This is a genomic window from Cohnella mopanensis (assembly GCF_022352055.1).
Lineage (GTDB): Bacteria > Bacillota > Bacilli > Paenibacillales > Paenibacillaceae > Cohnella > Cohnella mopanensis.
In genome coordinates this window covers 35,451-54,081 of sequence record NZ_JAKRWM010000023.1, presented here as the reverse complement: position 1 = coordinate 54,081, position 18,631 = coordinate 35,451, and the positions used below count along the sequence as shown (strand labels likewise).

Genomic DNA, 18,631 nt, shown 5'->3' with positions numbered 1-18,631 from the left:
AGCGAACGTGTATTCGTTGTTAACATGCTGTGCATAAATTTGTGGATAACTACCCAGTTGTCCACAGAGTTATGCACATTTTTTGTTTTGTCGTGGGTACAACTCCATTTAATTGTATCAGGTTGGTAAATAAGGTCAAACCGAGCGAAATGTTGAATAGAGTAGAGAGAAGAGAGCGGACAGACTAGTCACGATTGCGGGGTAAAGGGGCTGTTTAAATGGAAACGGTCGGATCGGCATTTCGAAGGCATCCGGAGCTTGAGCCCACTGGCAAGCTCTCGCTCCTAGGCAAAGCCTGCTGTTCCGCAGAGCGAATGGATGCCTACTTGAGAAGGAGAAATCCGAGAGCTCCGGGGATTGCCGGAATGTACTTAAGCGCAGGGGAACGGTACGGAGTGAGGGGAGACGTCGCCTTCTGCCAGATGATGTACGAGACCAGAGGCTGGACCATTGAGATATCAGGCCCTACGTGGTGGCCACGATCGTTAGCTCAGTGGTCGGGAGAGGATTCGATCGAAGCCCATATGCAGATTCTCTACTCGTTGGCTACGGAGTTGCCTCTTTCGCAGACGTCGGCTGCAGCTCAACTTCCGCTGGAACGGCTAGATCGCTCGGGCTGGCTAGGAAAGGTTCTATGCTGGGAAGACTTGAACAGCAAATGGTCGGCCGCGGGTCATTACCGTTACGGACAAGATATTGTAGCGATATGGCGCAATATGCTGGAGCGGAGAGGGAGAGAGGCTGCAATGCGGGATCAGGCGCAAGAACAGAACGATCCGAAACTTGTAACCGTGAAGATAGGAAGCGCGGGCAGAGGGGACGGGGCCTCTGTTAGCCATGAGCAGCTGGGGTGGCTGCGCAGTCAGCGACTGCTGCCCGTTCCGGCCCCTCATCCCGATCAGAAGGTGACTTGGGGAGAACTCGCCATTGTGTTGCACCGTTGGGAAAACCGTTCGGCAGCTGATACAATAGGAAAGAATAAAGAATCATTATCGTAAAGAAAGAGGGATGGGACGAAGCATGGGTGCTCCATCTAAAACCGCAATCGTCGCTGGCTCTACCGGACTTATTGGATCATGTTTGCTACACCGCTTGCTAGAGGACTCGAGATACGAGAGAGTGATTGCCCTAACCAGGAAAGCTCTTCCGGTTAGCCATCCTAAGCTAAATGTCGTGGCCGTAACGCTTGACTCTTTACCAACAGTTGCACCATCGCTCGAGGCGGATGACTGGTTCTGTGCGCTTGGCACAACCATTAAGAAAGCCGGATCTCAAGAGGCATTTCGCCGAGTGGATTACGATTACCCGTTAGCGCTTGGTGAACAGTCCGCTGCTTCCGGCGCTAAGCAGTTCCTGCTCGTATCGGCGATTGGCGCTTCGGCGACTTCTTCCGTCTTCTACAGTCGGGTTAAGGGAGAGGTTGAAAGGGATTTAGCGCTAGTAGGCGTACCCAAGCTACATCTTTTCCGTCCGTCGCTTCTTCTAGGAGATCGAAAGGAGCGTCGTTGGGTCGAGAAGCTATGGGGCATGCTGATGAAGGGGCTGAATCCCTTACTGGGAGGCTCGTTACGCAAGTATCGGTCGATACAAGCGGACGATGTCGCGGCGGCAATGATTCGCGCGGCGAACCGACCTAGTGAGCTAGGCGTTCATATCTATGAAGGCCAACAATTAAGGGGATAAAAAAGGAACGTCCGAGAGAAGTTAGCGTCTCTGGACGTTCCTTTGTACTATATCAGGGTATAAGCTATTCTGTTTGCTTACCTTCGCCTGCGATCGCATTGAGGGTGATCTCTTTGCTGCTATCTTTAGGCTCCAAGTAATTACGTAGGATTGAAACTTCTACACGGCGGTTCTTAGCTCGACTGGCATCGGACGTGTTGCTCTCCAGAGGACGGAACTCACCGTATCCGATCGCGCTGAAGCGACTTGGATCGAATGCCGTATTCGCCAACAGAATCTTCATGAAGTTGATGGCCCGCTTGGAGCTTAGCTCCCAGTTCGAAGGGAATTCGCTCGTGTTGATCGGTTGGTTATCGGTGTGACCGGTTACCAGAATTTCATAGTCCGGGTACTGCTGCAGCATTTGGCCGATGGCAGCGGCAAGCTTCTGCGAATCTGCCTTGATATTAGCGCTACCGGATGGGAATAATGCATTATCCCGTATGGTGATGAGAAGCTGGGATTGATTCAGCTGAGTCTCAAGCTGTGAGGACAGCCCGTTCTTCTGAATGTATTTGTTAAGTTCTTTCTGGAGCTGCTCCAGATTTTGTTGTTCTTGCTGCTTCAGCTCTTCACGGGTCTTATCTTTCTTGCCCTCATTGTTCCGAGGGAGTTCTTGGGCGGTTTGCTTCTTAATCTTATCGTCTTGCGTAATCGATCCGTTGTCGAGAATTCCAAGTCCGGAGCTGAACGCCGTCTTGAAGGCGCGGCTCATCTCCTCGAATTTGGACGTATTGACCGCGCTGGCCGCGTATAGAACGATAAACAAGGCCAGCAGCAACGTCATGAGATCGGAATAAGGAAGGAGCCAGGATTCGTCCGGGTGCTCCTCATGCGGTTCATGCCGTTTTCTGCTCACGTTGCGCCTCCTCTTTCTCCGCGAACGCCAACCGCTCCGTAGGAGTAAGGAATACTAGAAGCTTCTGTTGAATGGCAATCGTCGATACCCCGGATTGAATCGACAGCAAACCTTCGACCATCATCAACTTGAGGTCGATCTCGCGTTTGGAGAGGCGCTTCAATTTGTTGGCAATCGGATGCCAGAGAACATAACCCGTGAAGATACCGAGCAATGTCGCGATAAAGGCAGCGGCAACGGCATGGGCGAGTTTCTCCATCTCGGCAAGGTTGCCGAGCGCAGCGATAAGTCCGATAACGGCTCCGAGAACCCCGAGAGTCGGAGCGTACATCCCCGCTTGGGAGAATATTTGCGCGCCGCCGCGATGGCGTTCCTCCGTTGCCGAAATATCTTCAAGAAGTACATCTCTTACGAAATCTTGGTCATTACCATCAATGATCATCCGCATACCGGTCTTAAGGAACGCATCCTCAATCTCGTCTACGCGCGCTTCGAGAGCGAGTAAGCCTTCACGGCGGGTAATGGTAGCCCACTCCATGAACATGCCAATGAGTTGTTGGCGCGGAAGCAACTTAGGTTCTACGAAGATCAATTTGAATAGTTTGGGTACTTTGGCGAGATCCGACATGGGAAAGGCCATTAAGACGGACGCGCATGTTCCGACGAGAATGATGACGTAAGCAGCCGGATTGTTCACAAGACTAATAATGGGGGCGCCCTTCAGATACATACCAAAAATGAGCGCTACAAAACCTAGTACTAAACCAATAATCGTTGAATTTTTCATCGTACACCCCGGCATATAGAAGAATGATATGTACGCGACAGGAGATTACCCTCACAACCGACACGATAATAGGTTTATCGACAGAACCCCGCCAAAGCTTTAGAGGTTATCCGGGTTTTTCGTAAATTCATCGATGTAAAATCGCTAGGGTTGGACACAAAGGCCAAAAAGCTGGGATAGAACAGGCAATATATTAGTAAGATTGTGGTAAACTCGGAATGAAAAAGGCTTGGAGGAGGAAGATCAAGTTGAGCAAACTCCCTTTATTAACCGAGGCAGAGCTAGAAGCCGCTCTGTTGGAGCTTACGGATTGGAAAATCGAGGACGACGGAAAGTGGCTCGCACGCAAGCGTCTGTTTCCCACCTTCATGGAAGCTATTGCTTTCGTCAACAAAGTCGCAGCTGTCGCGGAAGACGACAATCATCATCCTTTTATCGGGATTGATTATAGGCGCGTAACGATTCGGCTTACGACGTGGCACTCCGGCGGATTAACCGCGCTCGACTTGGGATCGGCGAAGGCATACGATCGATTATAAAAAAACTACGGGACTTCGTCCGGCCATTCGGCCGGATAAAGTCCCGTAATTGCTGTAACTGACTTTAGTTGTCTCTGGAAACTTTCGGGAGAAGCGCGAGCGCATAGAGCGCGGCGATACCGACGACGGTATAGACGATCCTTGAACCCACCTCATCCGTTCCACCGAAAAGCTCGCTGACAACATCGTACTTGAATAAGCCGACGGATAGCCAGTTCAAACCTCCGAGGATAATGAGAATCAGACTGATGACGTTAAGCGCCTTCATTCAGAAACAGCCTCCTTAATAGGTGATGGCACCCTTTTCTGGTGAAACTGCCCGACAGAAGCATCCTGATTCTTGGTTGTTCACTATAGATGTATGTGAGGGGCTTAACGGTTATGCCACACCATGCAGAACACGCTGACGGTTCCGTGAGAAGCTCTACGGTCGTACTCGTCGGTGACGATGAACCCCGCTTTCTCGTATACGCGTATGGCGCGTTTGTTCCATTTTTCAACCTCCAGATCGATTTCCGCGTCGGGTTGCCGGCGCAACGCTTCTTGAACGACTAATTTCGTAAGAGCGGTTCCCCAGCCTCGATCGCAGCAATCCGGCCGCAAGCCCATTCCGATTCGCAACGTACGGCCCATAGGAAAAATTTGAACATAACCGACTAACTGCCCGTTATCGGTATTTCTCACGGCCAAATATTGCTCTTGGCGGATAAAAGGATCGCCGAACTCCCACCCCGTCTCCACCATCGTCTCCCAGGATAACCAGTGGAAGAGTTCGTATGGAGGGGGATAACGCCAAGTGCAAATCGCTTGGCCATCTATGTCGGTCATGTGCTCCAGACGCAGGTTAATCTCAGCCATCATTAGTTCACGTCCTTCCGTGCATAAATCTTTAGTGGTTCTATTATAAATGTCAGAGAGGGAAGAAGGTATTGTCTGCACGATGATTTAATAAGCCGCGAAGGAGGAGTTAACGAAAGGTAACTAGTGTCGGATATGGGAGTATTATGTTGTTTAATGCAAAAAATAGTTGATAAATATAAAATGTGAATATAAAATTAAATAGGATTTACAAAATTTTCATACCTATTATGAGTAAAGGTGGATTGGGACATTGCCGACAAGTTCTGAAATTCGCGCAAGAGCAAGGGCAAGCCTCGCGGGTAACTGGGGAAGCGCAGTACTTCACTTTCTACTGTTTTATATTATTGTTATTGCAATAGGTTTTCTTTCGCTCATTCCCTTTATTGGCTGGATTGCAAGCTTGCTGGTAACGGGTGCGTTGACTTACGGGCTCATGAGCTACTTTTTGAATTTATCCCGTAATGAGTCGCCTTCAACCAATGATCTGTTTAGCGGGTTTCAAAGATTTGTACCTACGTTTCTTCTGTATCTCCTTATGGCGATTTTTACTTTCTTATGGATGTTACTCCTTATTGTTCCGGGTATTATTGCGGCTTTCCGTTATTCTCAAGCCTATTTCATATTAAAGGATAATCCGGAGATCGGTGCCCTGGAAGCCATTCGTAGAAGCAAGGAGTTGATGGTAGGCCACAAAGGCAGATTGTTCGTGCTAATGCTTACCTTTATCGGATGGTACATATTAGGGAGCCTTGCATTAGGAATAGGTCTGTTGTGGGTAGCTCCTTATTACTACACGGCTCTCGGACATTTCTATAACGATCTGATCAGCCGTTCCATGTCGGTTCCACCTCCGCCTCCGCCGAGCCCTTATGAAGGCGTAATCGTTTAATTCAATCGTTGCGATGGAAAGCCGAGCCCCTAGGGGCTCGGTTTTTGTCATTTTCAAGGGATGAAGCTCCATAGCTTACGTGGTATGATAGTGGGGTTGAAATGTAGGGAAGCGCAAAGGAGTAGTTATACGTTATGGCTCGATTAGTCTTCTTAGGTTGTATTGCTTATTTGATCGTTGGGATCGGGCAGTTGGTAGTAGGTACGGTTATGGAGCCGATGGTCGAGGCTTATGGGATACAGTACGGGGACGGCGGCCAACTGGTCATGAACCAGTTTCTAGGCGGAATGGTCGGCATCACGCTGGCGCCGTGGTTAATGGGTCGAATCGGGAAGAAGGCTCTGCTGCTCACCGCGCTCGCAACAATGGCTGTCGTGGAAGTGGTCTATTCCTTCCAGCCGGAATGGGGAGTTATGCTGGCGATCGGTCCTCTTGCGGGATTCGGCTTCGGTACGACGGAAGCGGTTGTAGGGTCCTTCATTATTGGAGCGGCTCAAGGGAATGCCAACGTGGCGATGAGCCGGGTTGAAGTGTTCTTCGGCGTAGGTGCGCTCTTGATGCCATTCGCAGGGGCGGGTTTGATCGCCTCAGGATTGTGGGTGCATGCGTTCATGGTCGTTGGAATATTGGCGGCGATAACGGTGCTGATGTGGTTCCTATTCTGGCCGAAAATATTGGATCGCCCGCCGGAAAATACGGCGACGGCCGAAGCCCGGTTAACGAAAATGCCTAATCGCGGGCGGGTGATAGCGGTATTGGCCGGCGGATCCTTGTTCTTCGCCGTCTATGTCGGGTTCGAGATGAGCTTCATTCATTATTTGCCATCCTTGCTTGTTCATAATAATGGCTTATCGGATTCGACCGCCTCGCTGTCCTTGAGTCTTTTCTGGGGGGCCATGGTGCTTGGTAGGATGGTATCGGGGCATGCTGCCGACCGTTGGGGCGGAGCTGCTTATATGTTGATTACTTGTATATCCACCGCGGTTATTTTCGTTCTGATGGGCGGACTGGATAGTACGTGGGCGACGTTCATCCTGACTTTCTTGGCAGGCTTAGCAATGTCGGGCATGTTCGCCGTCGCTCTCGTCTTCTTGAACCGGGCGGTGCCCGGCATGACGGAACGGACGACGAGCTTGCTCATGGCGTTCGGAGGAATCGGCGGGGCATTGATGCCGAAGTTGACGGGATGGTTCTTGGACGAGCACGGGACGGACGCTACGCGCTGGTTGTTTGCCGTTTTTGCAGTCGCGATGCTGGCGGTGATCGTGTGGGCGTTGTTGTCGGCTAGGTCGTTGAAGCGGGCGACGGGATCGGCTTCGGCAACTGTTTAGATGGATTTGGATCATTAATAGATGGGATATCTCAATGAAATGAAAGGCGTTGATCTTTATGGACAATATCGTTCCTATGAAATGGTTGCTCGCGCGTTTATACGAATCCGATCTGGTGATCGTGGATTGCAGGTTCCAGTTGGGGAAACCGGACGCCGGGCGCACGGCGTATGAAGAAGGACATATTCCGGGAGCGGTGTACTTGGACTTGGAGAAGGACCTGTCGGCGCCTATAGACGAGCATGGCGGGAGGCACCCGTTGCCGGATGTGGCCGAGCTGGCCGCGCGGCTTGGTCGGGCGGGCATTGGGAATGACTCCCGAGTGGTCGCTTACGATGATCAAGGCGGGGCGATGGCTTCTCGTCTGTGGTGGCTTATGCGGTATTTGGGCCATACTAACGTATCTGTCATGGATAGCGGCTTCTCGGCTTGGCAGAAGGCCGGATGTCCGGTATCGGCCGAGCAGAAGGTGATCATTCCGTCGACCTTCCATGCGAGCGTACAGCACAATATGCTCATAGAGGTGGACGAGGTACGCGAAGCGCTCGGAACAGGGAGCTTCGTCCTGATCGACTCGCGCGAAGCTCCGCGCTATCGCGGGGAAGTAGAGCCGATCGATCGCGTAGCCGGGCATATCCCCGGGGCGATCAACCGTTTCTGGGCGGACGGCCGCCGCGCCGACGGCACTTGGAAGGACGCGGACGAGCAGCGCGAGCGCTTCGCCGGCCTATCGCCCGACGACGAGATCGTCGTCTACTGCGGATCCGGCGTCACCGCGACGCCTAACGTAATGGCTCTTCAGGACGCGGGCTTTACTCGGGTGAAGCTTTATGTGGGCAGCTGGAGCGATTGGATTAGTTATGGGGAGAATGCGGTAGCTGTCGGGGATGAGGAAGAACCGAAAGGCATATAGTAGTACTGTTCGATGAATACATCGCCATGTGGCCCATCGCCCCGGCGGTGTATTTTTCTATACTCGAAGTCAACACGAAGTCAACAACGGCTCCTAAAAACACTTCACAGTGAGCTTACCCGACAGTGCGATCATGCCTGTGCTTATAAATCAGGGCCAATTATGCCCAACTATAGTGGTGTTGTTTCCAGACTGTCGTATGTAAATCAACAATACAAAAGTATAAATGACACGATCAACATAGAATCAACAAGGTATATAAGCCTTTAGCATTTTACATGCCTAGACCCTTTAAAAGTACCCTATAAAACAGATAAATGTGTTTTGCTATTACTTAAACTTTAACCTCGTAGTAGGTAGAGAAAGCGGTACGAATTTTATCTATGTACTGCGGTGCTTTGCTATGTTGTATTTCTATCATTTGTAGCACCGCTCTTGTTAACTCTTCTGTTTTAGTAAATTCGACGCTAAATTGCTCATTATTCTTTGATAGCCCTTTTATCAATTTTGTTCCGGTGAATCCAACTAAAAATCCAAAGTAATATTCTCTTGACAAGCTAAGTGCATGCTTTGAATTTAATTCTTCAATTATGCTTCTTAGAGTTAAATCCTTTTTGGGGCTCCTACTTTGAAAAATTCCAAGTAATAAGCAGAGTAGCCCATCGATTGAACATCGTTGTAGAATCTTCACTATTTCATCGTACGTGATTGTATCGGTATCTGTTGAATTAGGTGATTCTGTTTTAGATATTCCCGATACAACCTGGCTTACTTTGTTGTCCATTTCGGAAACCTGTTGGCTAACCTGTACTATCGAATCAACAGAAGCCGATATCTGGTTCTGCATATCTGAAACCTGGTAACTGACGTGCTTCATAGCCTCTAATGAAATCGACATTTGGCTTTGAACTTCTTGAAACCCCCCAATAGCTTGGTTTAGCTTTTCAGAAGCTTCTGTGATTTTTTGAACCTGATTAATCGATGTTGTACTTTGGTAAAATGTATATATTAAGGCAACAACTGCGAGTATTAAGGAAGTAATTGTTCCTGCAAAACCTAAGTAACTTACAATTTGGCTATTGTCTGAACCATAATAAAATGTAAATAGACCGATTAATAGTAAAACTAAAAAGGCTATAATATAACCATAATCCTTTTCTTTGAGCTTCATTTTGTTCTCCTATATTAGTAATAAATTGTTGTGTTTGGAGTTCAGCAGCATTTTACATGTACAAATTAAATTCTCCTTCCTTCGATCAGATGCGTCCCCAAAAAGTGTCAATATCCGTCACAATAAAGAATATATACGCTATTGAGCCATAAATATCCTGCAACAAAATATCTTAAGAAATATTATAATTGGAGCGATTGGATTAGCTATGAGGGGAATCCGGTGGCTGTGGGGGAAGAGTAAGAACCGAGAAACGAATGCTCGGGTTTAAGTCACAAATGAAGGTCGTACGTTCGAGTCGTACCGGGCGCGTCATATTAAAAAGCGAAGAACCGCGTAATGTCGAGGGTACTGAAGAACTAGAGGTTTTCTGAGTAATGACAATGAAAGAACGAAAAGACGACTCCGAATTCCATTTGGTGGAGCAAGAGTCGTCTTTTCTACGATTGAATTGTCTTTTCGGATCGACGTGGCTTAAATGATAATGCTCCGCCAAACCCTGTCGTCCACGGGATTCTTGAGCATATACAATAAATGGAATTAGTTACTAAAGGACTATTGTAGTCGGAATATTCAGAAGGTATACTTTTTTGTAGATGACTATCACCATGGATTGGAGCATGAGGAAAATTGAAGAAAAAAACATTTGCAGCTGTAATAAGCTTGTCGATGCTAGCGAGCATGGGAACCGGAGCGTTTGCGGCAACTAAGCTGAAAGAGATTAAAGCGTATCTCAATCCGGAAATAAAAGTTCAGGTTGACGGTACATATGTTGATTTGCGTGATGTTAAAGGCAATGCAATCGCACCTATTGTTTATGAAGGTGCTAACTACTTTTCAATACGTGCAATTTCCGATGCGCTTGGTGTTGCTGTTGATTTTGATGGGCCTACTCAAACGATCATACTAGGCGAGAAAGTGGACGGGGTGTCCATTGCGAAAGATTTCGACGATATGTATCATACCAAGGATCCTGCGCAAACAACCTACAAAGGTAAAGACTATAAAGAAGCATATTTCAATACCGGTTCAGGTAATCGCGAAGCCGGCTTCATGCTGTACCCGAAAAAAGAGCATCAAACGTTATACTTGCAAATCGCTGCTGTAGGCGGAGATATTACCAATCTAACCGTTAAAGACAGCGATAACAACTTGATTTTGAAAACCGTTGAGTCGATAAAGCCCGAAGATGGCTTAGTCACGGTTGAAGTCGGAATCGGCGGCGTTAAAGAGCTTTATATTTACGGTGACGCAAAGAAGGACACATCCGTATTCGTTCCGCTGACTACTTCTCACTATAAGTAAATCCAATTCGATAGATAGTCAAAGGGAATCCGACAGCTGGAGCGATTGGATTAGCGACTCAAGCAACCCGATAGCTGTCGGGGATGAGGAACAACCGAGCAAGGCATAGCAGTACTTAAATGACGAATACACCGCCAAGTTGCCAAAAGGCTCTGGCGGTGTGTTTTTTTATGCCCTGAAGTCAACATTGAGTCAACGAGTGTATTGGGCGAGATCCTTCAATATCACCTCATTACCCTGCATCGGCATTCGGCAGAACAGCGGATAAATTAGTGTGCACGGCAGCGCGGCGATCGTGATTAAAACCCCTGCCAGATCCAGTGTCATTAAAACGAGCACAAGATACAGAATCGGCGTGAACAGTAGGATGCCGGGAGTCGCGAACAGTACAGACAACCAGTTCCACGCCCCTTCCCGCGTGACATAGGATACGTTCAGCCCGATCATGCTGAATAGAAGCGGCCAAGTGAATATGTAGCTCCCGCCCGGCAAAAACAGTGAAGTCGCCGTACAAAGGAGCAACCATAGCAGCAGCATGCCGACCCACAGGCTCTCCGTCCGCACATAGCGTGAGCACCACTTGATTAGCAGGAACGTTATCAAAAGCATGAGGAGCAGGAGCCCGATGAAATAGTACGTACCGACGGTGAGGTCCTCTACGATTGAGTTATAATACGACTGCGATACGATCGCCCGCACAATAATCCATACCAATGTGACTGCCCCGAACACAACCGCTAAATTGAGCAGGGACAGGAGGAATCCGCTGACCAAATCCTTCAGACTCAACCTGCGCCGATACAAGCCATGCCATACGGTTATAGCGAATAGCAGTATATCGATCAACATAAGCCCGAACACCCACGACTCAGAATAGCTGACCATTCTCCAGCCGAAGACGTTAAAATAAACCCTGTCTTGTTGTCTCACATCGGTCAGATCCAACTGTCCAAAATGTTGCACCAAGTGTAGCATGTATTCCCCATGATGCTGCAGGCTGGAAAGATCGAGGTTAGCCGGCGTATCAATCTGCTCATGATAAGCATTCAAACCCATGCCGAAGGCAAAATTCATCCCGGATAGCCCGCCTTCGCGGAAGACCGTTAGATCAGTATCATTAGGCATCAATTTATAGACATTATAAATTAGAGAGTAAGCTAGCGGCTGTGGTACCGCCTTCATAAATTCCTGGACCAGCCATCCATTCTGCTCGCTCGTCTCGAACATTAAGGAAGGCCCTTTATTCCCCCGCGCTTCAAAGTTGAATACCACCCCGACATCCCTGGCCCAGGGATGCTCCCTCATGAATGCTGTTGCACCCAGCAGTCCTGGCTCTTCGCCGTCTGTCATGAGAAGCAGGAGATTATTCTTAAGTGGACCCGACACTTGAAGGGCGCGTACCGTCTCCAGCATTGCAGCGATTCCCGCACCGTCATCGGCAGCCCCCGGGCCGCCCGCAACCGAATCATAATGAGCCGCAATCATAACAGCCTTGCTATTGTCTGTGCCTGGAATTCGCGCCATAATGTTCTCGACGGGTACAGTCAACCGGGGACCCCAGTCCATTGTGACCTCCGCTCGCTGCACCTCCGGCTTCAAACCCAGACCCTGTAGCTCCGCAAGCAAGTAATCCCGTACCTGATCATGCGCTGGTGATCCCACCGGATGCGGTTCCATCGCAATGACTTTCACCTTTTCCATAGCGCGGACGGCAGAAAATGCATCGGTAGGAACATCGGAATCTGCGGGTTGTGGTGCTCGAATTTGTAGCAGGCCAATGAGCATTGCACCGAGGAGCAGAGCAAGAATGAAAAATCTTTTCAGCCAACTGGCGGCGCCGGTTCTGGCTATCGACTTGCCTGCAATGGATGATATGGTATGATGGAGAGCCACAAGATCACTCCTTCCCTAAACTTCAATAATACTAGTCACATTATATTTTAAGAGAAGTAATAAAGATGTCAAATCATGTATTAGATAGATGATTTAGAGAAAATTTTAGACATACTCGGACAGTCGAGGTGTGTCGAAGTAATAATTCAATTGGAGTGATTGGATTTCTTACAGCGAGAACCCGATTGCTACTGGCGAGGAATAAGTGTTGGAAAGTGCATAATAGTTTGTGAAGTGAAATACAGAGCACGGCGAGAGGAATGCCGTTGCTCTGTATTTTTTATGGCTTGGTGTTCTGTTTCTTCCGATACTGCGGATTTTTTTTGCATCTGAATCATGATATAATTATCCCAATATTTACAAATCGGCTCAGATGGAGGTGGATTTGGTTGGAGCATATTTTTGACTTTGTTCAATTGGCGCTCTCGATCGGTCTCATCTCTTCTATATTGGTTCTTCCATTCACCTATTTTTCTACTCGAGTGATACGCTGGAGTCATGAAGATGCTGCGACCGGTTCAGCATTGTACGTGTCTGTCAGACAGCCTCAGCTCGACGGTATCCAGCGGTGGATAGCGCGTATCGCCAGACGAAAAGAAGCGCCTGATGAAGATGCCAATAGTCCTTCCCCACATTGGAATTTCCAAACATTCAATTAGGGAGGACAATTTTTGAAAAAGATTTTGATGCTCCAAAAATGGGCAAAGCCTATTCTCATCATGTTAATCGGGATTATTCCGGTAATTCTGCTTAGCGGATGCTCGACAGCATCCCCATCAAACCCGATTAATGCCGATTCGTCAGGGATATTTAACCACTACTTTATTTATCCGTTCTCGATTCTGATCAATTTTTTCGCGAATGCGTTTCACGGAGACTACGGATTATCGATCGTGCTGATGACATTCATCATCAGATTTGCGATCATGCCGCTCATGATGAATCAAACTAAGAAGCAAATGGCAATGAAAGAAAAGATGGCCGTCCTCCAGCCGGAGTTAAGCTTACTTAAGGAGAAGTATAAGAACGACGTCAGCGCGGAGGCAAAAAAGAAACAGCAAGTCGAGATGATGCAGCTTTACCAGAAGCACCAAGTCAATCCCTTAAACATAGGGTGCTTGCCGATGCTTATCCAATGGCCGATCACCCTCGCGTTTTATTACGCCATTCGTCGTACCCCAGAGATCGCAGCTCACGACTTTCTATGGTTTAGCTTGGGGAAAACGGATATGATTTTGCCGCTCATTGCCGCTGCGGTTTATTACGTTCAATTTCGCGTGTCGCAATCCGCTTCAGCGCAGTATCAGCAATATCAAAATAACCAAATGGCTTTCATCGGATTGTTGTCCCCGATCATGATGGGTGTGTTTTCTTTTGCGATGCCGGCGGCGTTGCCGTTATATTGGGCGGTTGGCGGTATATTCATTATCGTGCAAACGATTATACTCAATAAAATGTACGCGAAGCCAATGCAGCAAGCAAAAACCTCTCTGGCGGAGTAGAAGATTCATTAAAAGTGAAACAGTCATATTAAATACTAAATACAGAGCATCTGAGGCGTGACCTCAGCAACTCTGTATTTTTTATGTTGGTTTTTAATTGGTCCGATTCGCAAGCATTTCACTTCATTGAATGCTATTTACACTATTATCTGTACCTTGCGATGGACATGACAGCACAGGGCTACTTCCACGTAAGTTGAAAAGATATTTCGGGATACCTTTCAACATGTGCATATTGTGGCTCAATGAGCATGTCTCCTTCGGGAGACATGAACCCGTATTTCCGCTCCAAGCTTCCTTCGGATTCGTTTACTCCGACAACAACAAGCCCGTTCTCGAGGTAGTCCATAATCGCATATTTCGGCTCGATCACAAAATTCCCTTGCTTATCGATCAGTCCATACTCCTCCCCGCTCCTATCGACGACGGCATAATCGCCCTCGAATGGCTCTGCGAAAACTCTATATTGCGGGTTAATAACCCATTCGCCTTTTGTATTAATATAGCCCATGTGTCCAAAGTCCTCGGATTCATTTACGCTTACATTCGCAAGACCGTCATGGAAATCCCCGGCGAATTCAAATTTAGGCTCAATAGCAACGTTGCCCGTTGCGTCGAAATAGCCATAGGCATTCTCGCCTTCTTGGTTATCGGTGATGAATGCAATGCGTCCATCCTTACATTCTCCAAGAAGTTCATATTCGGGTTGGATAATATATTGACCGTCCTTATTAATGATGCCCCAGCGTTGTTCTCCGTCCTCGTTGGAGAAGGCCACGGTCGCCAGCCCCTCCGAGAAAGGTTTGACTTCGGAATACTGCGGCTCAATGACCCATTTTCCCTGTGTATCTACGAATCCCCACAGTTCTGTATCGTCGTTCACATACTCGGCAGCAGCTAATAATCCGTCCTTGAATTCATGGGAAACGGTGCTGAATCGAGGCTCGATCGCATAACGGCCTTGCTTGTCTATTAAGCCCATTTTTATATCCTGAGGGTGACCCACCCCGACCACCGCTAGATCGCCCACGAAAGGCCCAGCATATAGAAATTCAGGGGCAATGACGTAGTTCCCCTGCGTATCGATATATCCGCTTTTGAAAGTAGGCGTATCCGAATCTCCGTCTATTTTTGTAACGACTGGCGCGATCCCATTCTTGAACGATAAGGCGTAATAGTATTGCGGCTCGATCACATATTGACCGGTCAGATCGATGTAACCCCATTTTTCATCCTCGGTCGTGACTAAAGCTAGACCCTCGCTGAAAGAATACGCATATTGAAATTGCGGCTCGATCACAATCTTTCCGTTAAGCGTGACATAGCCCCATAGCTCTCCGATCTGCACGGGCTCTAAGAAGTTAACGATCTTCCCCTCTTTATATTCGACCAATCCCGATTTGCCTGTCCAAAGCTTCCCTTTCTTGAACACGCCTTGAGCCGATATAGCGCCGTTCTCGTCGTAAAGCGTACCTTTCCCATTGTATTTTCCATCTTTATCGAGTTTGCCTTGATAGATAATGGAACCATTCGAATCCCGTAGAATGGATGTTGCAGATTTATTGGAATTCCAGATCAATATCAATGACACACTTACTATCACAAAAGAAATGACGCTAATCCATGCCCACTTTTTCTTCAATAAGTTCAACTCTCGATAGCACGCAGCAGAATGGTTACAATTCTATCCATTTATCATTCGACATAATTTGCAAGCCCCCCTTTTTATCGATGAGTGTTATCGCTGATCTTCAAGCGGTTGACGAGCATCAGGAGCCAGCTTATCGTCCTTTGCCCTGTTGGCATAACGGATGGCTTCTTTCCATATCAAAATAACAAGAACAGGTGTTCCAATCAGAGCTGTCACAAAATAAAGAGGAGTTTCAAAAGGAGGAGCAATTAATGTAGAAAGTGTATTCATTACGGATACGACAACCCCGCCAATTATAGCTGCTACCGGCATCACAATCCGATAATCCCCTCCGGCAAGCCAACGGGCAAGTGCTGAGGAAACCAAGCCTATCATTGCCCAGTTCCCTAGTGTCATCGCAGATGTTCCTGTAAGAACAATGGCCAAAACTAAGCAGCTACCTATGAGCCATACCGGACTTTTCTGCTGACTGCCATTCATTCGTCCCGATAATCCGAGACTGAGAAATATCCCAATCAGCCCTATAGGAATCAAAACAGAGTTAGTGTTAAAACCTTTTTGAAACATATTCAACGGCACATCTAGCTCCCACAAAGTGGATGAGAAGAAAAGTACTAAGCTAGTAACACCAACTGCCACCAGCCCTCCAGTTAATCTTCGTAACCCAGGTGGCTTTATTGGAAGCACAAGCGAAAAAAAATATGCGAGCAATAACCCGCAGCCTGCGCCCCCTATATAAACAAGTACATACATCCATTCATTACCTTGACTAAATACATCAATAAGGGGGCTTGCAAAAACCATTGCCACGATACTGGCCGGAATTAATCCTAAAGTAGACGGGCACGCTGTTGTCATGCGAGTAACACGTTGCAATAACACACCCGCTGTCGCTAAGGCAGCACCATATAATAGTGAGTTAATAGCAATGGGTAAACGTATTTCCCTAATAAATTTGTCCATATCCGAATCTGGATCGTGATGAAAAATAGCATTAAAGATGTCGGTAAGTGAGAGCGAGATTATGCCACTTTTTAAAATCGCAAATATAAAAGCCCCCACAATCGCAAAACAGCCCATTACAAGCAAAATTACATTTTTGCTCGTAATAAGCCTTGCTCTGCTACTCTCCTGAATAAAACCCTGTTCCATTAAAACGTCCCCCAATATTTGGTATAAATGTTGTATCGGTAAGAGTTCGAAAAAACGTTAGTGGAGTATTTGAATACTTGCTCCAGCGTTAAGTAGTTGGAAATGGATCGTAGACTTTCTCTGAAAAAAACAGGACGGATATTGGTTATTTCTGTGTTTGTTGCTATTTTCATTTCAATTTCGCTTAGAGGTTTAACTAGTTATTACGCAAATCTAACTGCTGAGGGTTTTCGTTTGGAGTGAATTTGGTCTGCATTGCAAACTGCTATGATTATTTATATCCCTTGGTGTTTCTATTTGCAATAATAGTAATAGTTCGTAATAACGTATTATTAATGATTAAAATGTTGTTTGGTCTATCATCCGTTTGCAAACAAGAACCCGACGAAAGCAGTTGCAGGAACCACAGAGCCAGCCACAGTCCGGCAGTCGGGTCAAGTTGTTGTTGAACGCTTGTCGGTTGTGCTTCCGGCCATCCACAAACAGGTGCGGCGCAAGTGAACGAGCACCTTCCGAAGCAATCCGCTTGGCTTTCCTTGGCGTTCCCGGTATCCCCCGGCTTGGCGGCGTTAATCCTGATCATTTATAATAATGATAAATTTTGGAAATCTAATCGGACAAGGAAGGAGAGCGTTTGGAGGAAGATCGAGCTATAGAAACAATGCCTCGCTGAACTAACGGAGAACGAGAGTAAAGAAGTTCTATCCACGAGAGAGGGGAATGCTTTTTGCTGCAGAGATACATTAGATCAGACCAGGATCAATTGGAAGAGTTTATGAAAACTATGTATGTTTCCAGAGGATATGTCTTTGATCCTGAAGGGTCGCATTCAGATATTAGAAGTATTGAACTTCTATATTTTGAGACGGGGGGCGGATTCTGGTTATTGAAGGGAGAACAGAGCGTTATTGGGACTATTGGTTTAAAGGGTATTGATTCTGAAAACAGAATCGGTGAAATAAAGAGGTTCTTCGTCTTACCTGAACATCAAGATAAGGGTTACGGCAAAAGCATGATGAGCCAAATAATAGAATTTGCAAGACAAGCTGGATTAATAAAGCTGAGGTTGGACACTGAGAAACAATCTTATAAAGCGATGTCAGTGTTTCGAAGTTTTGGCTTTTATGAGATACCAAAATACAATGATAATGATATTGCTGAAATATTTATGGAATTATCCATTGTCTCATAAACGAATTCAATCAATATAAGTTCAGCTAACGGGTACGTTAGTTCAATTGTTGTCTTGTTTACCTTTGTTTATTAGTTCTGAAAATTTATCTAATTTAGTCTTTTCATATCCCTTTATTTTTTCAGTATCAGGTGCTTGTTGAATCAGTTCCCCAGTCGATTCATCCACTTTAAATTTTCCTTGATAAACTCCAAGCGGAACATACACTTCTCCTTCTACTTGGGGGCCAACGAATTTATCCAAAAATACTACTGCATGCTCATTTTCACCTAGAACTGGTATTCCATTAAACTTAAAATTAGTTTTAGGAAAAGGCTTTCCTTGTTTGTCGAGTGGTGTGTACTCTCCGCCAGTCTCGATAATTCTAACCGTATCCCCTTTTTGATGGGTTCCCTTATAAGATGACTCGACATCTACAGTAGAGATTGTAAAAGGTAGATCCCCATAAGTAATAGTTTCCTGGTCTTTAACTTTTATCTCAAGGATTTCTTTTGCGTCGCCTGTTAATTCTTCAATCGTATTGTAGTATTTTACAAGAGATGCTGCTCCTCCACTGTTAACACTGGAGTTTGTTTCAACTGCTTGTTGTTTCATCCCGCAACCAGAAATGATGGCTACGAATAACAAACAACTCATCACAATAAATGATTTTCTCACTCAAAACCCTCCTTAAAATGTTAATAAAGTGAACGGATACCTGTAATGTCATCACTGGTTATCAATGAAGGTGATGTTATAAGCCCGATGTTTGCATCCATTAATGCATTATAACCAGTATAATGTGCAAGCCCAAGGGCATGGCACATAAAAGCGGCAGCCAAGGACGATTTCTCGTTCAAGGACTGCCGCTTTATTTTGAATAAA

Annotated in this window: 20 protein-coding genes; 10 read left to right on the top strand and 10 right to left on the bottom strand. The window is 46.7% G+C overall.

Annotated elements, in window-relative coordinates; genetic code table 11:
• Positions 1 to 218: 218 nt before the first annotated feature.
• Both L3D05_RS24045 and L3D05_RS24040 read left to right on the top strand, forming a co-directional pair.
• Positions 219 to 998 carry a glucosaminidase domain-containing protein gene (locus L3D05_RS24045; RefSeq protein ID WP_239618927.1) on the top strand — a complete coding sequence of 260 codons (780 nt, stop codon included), beginning with the start codon at positions 219 to 221 and terminating at the stop codon, positions 996 to 998.
• A gap of 22 nt (positions 999 to 1,020) precedes the next feature.
• Positions 1,021 to 1,683, top strand: coding sequence for an oxidoreductase (locus L3D05_RS24040; protein WP_239618926.1), 663 nt, complete (start codon positions 1,021 to 1,023; stop codon positions 1,681 to 1,683).
• 64 nt (positions 1,684 to 1,747) lie between these two features.
• On the opposite strand, the gene L3D05_RS24035 is transcribed toward L3D05_RS24040, so the two are convergent.
• Positions 1,748 to 2,581: a flagellar motor protein MotB gene (locus L3D05_RS24035; RefSeq protein ID WP_239618925.1), complete on the bottom strand. Its 834-nt coding sequence runs from the start codon at positions 2,579 to 2,581 to the stop codon at positions 1,748 to 1,750.
• Positions 2,562 to 3,368, bottom strand: coding sequence for a flagellar motor stator protein MotA (gene motA / locus L3D05_RS24030; RefSeq protein WP_239618924.1), 807 nt, complete (start codon positions 3,366 to 3,368; stop codon positions 2,562 to 2,564). The genes L3D05_RS24035 and motA overlap by 20 nt, the downstream gene beginning before the upstream one ends.
• A 248-nt stretch (positions 3,369 to 3,616) precedes the next feature.
• On the opposite strand from motA, the gene L3D05_RS24025 reads away from it, so the two are divergent.
• Positions 3,617 to 3,907 (top strand): 4a-hydroxytetrahydrobiopterin dehydratase, encoded by a 291-nt coding sequence (locus tag L3D05_RS24025; protein ID WP_239618923.1) that lies wholly within the window; start codon positions 3,617 to 3,619, stop codon positions 3,905 to 3,907.
• Between the two features lie 64 nt (positions 3,908 to 3,971).
• Here the strand turns inward: L3D05_RS24025 and L3D05_RS24020 are convergent, their stop codons facing one another.
• Positions 3,972 to 4,175 (bottom strand): DUF378 domain-containing protein, encoded by a 204-nt coding sequence (locus L3D05_RS24020; protein WP_239618922.1) that lies wholly within the window; start codon positions 4,173 to 4,175, stop codon positions 3,972 to 3,974.
• A gap of 104 nt (positions 4,176 to 4,279) precedes the next feature.
• Positions 4,280 to 4,768 (bottom strand): GNAT family N-acetyltransferase, encoded by a 489-nt coding sequence (locus L3D05_RS24015; protein WP_239618921.1) that lies wholly within the window; start codon positions 4,766 to 4,768, stop codon positions 4,280 to 4,282.
• Between the two features lie 250 nt (positions 4,769 to 5,018).
• Here L3D05_RS24015 and L3D05_RS24010 point away from each other — a divergent pair, with 250 nt between their 5' ends.
• From L3D05_RS24010 to L3D05_RS24000, 3 genes are all read left to right on the top strand, one after another.
• Complete coding sequence (locus L3D05_RS24010) at positions 5,019 to 5,657, top strand: DUF975 family protein (RefSeq protein WP_239618920.1); 639 nt, start codon at positions 5,019 to 5,021, stop codon at positions 5,655 to 5,657.
• A 134-nt stretch (positions 5,658 to 5,791) separates the two neighbouring features.
• Positions 5,792 to 6,988: an MFS transporter gene (locus tag L3D05_RS24005; RefSeq protein ID WP_239618919.1), complete on the top strand. Its 1,197-nt coding sequence runs from the start codon at positions 5,792 to 5,794 to the stop codon at positions 6,986 to 6,988.
• 58 nt (positions 6,989 to 7,046) lie between these two features.
• Positions 7,047 to 7,901, top strand: a complete 855-nt coding sequence (locus L3D05_RS24000; RefSeq protein WP_239618918.1) for a sulfurtransferase — start codon at positions 7,047 to 7,049, stop codon at positions 7,899 to 7,901.
• Between the two features lie 334 nt (positions 7,902 to 8,235).
• Here the strand turns inward: L3D05_RS24000 and L3D05_RS23995 are convergent, their stop codons facing one another.
• Entirely contained in the window at positions 8,236 to 9,072 is an 837-nt protein-coding gene (locus L3D05_RS23995) for a methyl-accepting chemotaxis protein (protein ID WP_239618917.1), read from the bottom strand.
• A 630-nt stretch (positions 9,073 to 9,702) separates the two neighbouring features.
• Here L3D05_RS23995 and L3D05_RS23990 point away from each other — a divergent pair.
• Positions 9,703 to 10,377 carry a hypothetical protein gene (locus L3D05_RS23990; RefSeq protein WP_239618916.1) on the top strand — a complete coding sequence of 225 codons (675 nt, stop codon included), beginning with the start codon at positions 9,703 to 9,705 and terminating at the stop codon, positions 10,375 to 10,377.
• A gap of 192 nt (positions 10,378 to 10,569) precedes the next feature.
• Here the strand turns inward: L3D05_RS23990 and L3D05_RS23985 are convergent, their stop codons facing one another.
• Positions 10,570 to 12,270 (bottom strand): M20/M25/M40 family metallo-hydrolase, encoded by a 1,701-nt coding sequence (locus L3D05_RS23985; RefSeq protein ID WP_239618915.1) that lies wholly within the window; start codon positions 12,268 to 12,270, stop codon positions 10,570 to 10,572.
• A 389-nt stretch (positions 12,271 to 12,659) separates the two neighbouring features.
• Here L3D05_RS23985 and L3D05_RS23980 point away from each other — a divergent pair, with 389 nt between their 5' ends.
• Together L3D05_RS23980 and yidC are read left to right on the top strand one after the other, a co-directional pair.
• A complete protein-coding gene (locus tag L3D05_RS23980; protein ID WP_239618914.1) occupies positions 12,660 to 12,929 on the top strand; it encodes a hypothetical protein in 270 nt (89 codons plus the stop codon).
• Positions 12,930 to 12,941: 12 nt separating this feature from the next.
• Positions 12,942 to 13,772 (top strand): membrane protein insertase YidC, encoded by an 831-nt coding sequence (gene yidC, locus L3D05_RS23975; protein ID WP_239618913.1) that lies wholly within the window; start codon positions 12,942 to 12,944, stop codon positions 13,770 to 13,772.
• 181 nt (positions 13,773 to 13,953) lie between these two features.
• Here yidC and L3D05_RS23970 read toward each other — a convergent pair whose 3' ends face one another.
• Positions 13,954 to 15,414: a WG repeat-containing protein gene (locus tag L3D05_RS23970; protein ID WP_239618912.1), complete on the bottom strand. Its 1,461-nt coding sequence runs from the start codon at positions 15,412 to 15,414 to the stop codon at positions 13,954 to 13,956.
• A gap of 96 nt (positions 15,415 to 15,510) precedes the next feature.
• Entirely contained in the window at positions 15,511 to 16,575 is a 1,065-nt protein-coding gene (locus L3D05_RS23965) for an iron chelate uptake ABC transporter family permease subunit (protein WP_239618911.1), read from the bottom strand.
• A gap of 727 nt (positions 16,576 to 17,302) precedes the next feature.
• Between L3D05_RS23965 and L3D05_RS23960 the strand changes: the two genes are divergently transcribed.
• Positions 17,303 to 17,767 carry a GNAT family N-acetyltransferase gene (locus tag L3D05_RS23960; RefSeq protein ID WP_239618910.1) on the top strand — a complete coding sequence of 155 codons (465 nt, stop codon included), beginning with the start codon at positions 17,303 to 17,305 and terminating at the stop codon, positions 17,765 to 17,767.
• Positions 17,768 to 17,809: 42 nt separating this feature from the next.
• Here the strand turns inward: L3D05_RS23960 and L3D05_RS23955 are convergent, their stop codons facing one another.
• Both L3D05_RS23955 and L3D05_RS26835 read right to left on the bottom strand, forming a co-directional pair.
• Entirely contained in the window at positions 17,810 to 18,424 is a 615-nt protein-coding gene (locus tag L3D05_RS23955) for a hypothetical protein (RefSeq protein ID WP_239618909.1), read from the bottom strand.
• 20 nt (positions 18,425 to 18,444) lie between these two features.
• Entirely contained in the window at positions 18,445 to 18,588 is a 144-nt protein-coding gene (locus L3D05_RS26835) for a matrixin family metalloprotease (protein ID WP_369418006.1), read from the bottom strand.
• Between the last annotated feature and the right edge of the window lie 43 nt (positions 18,589 to 18,631).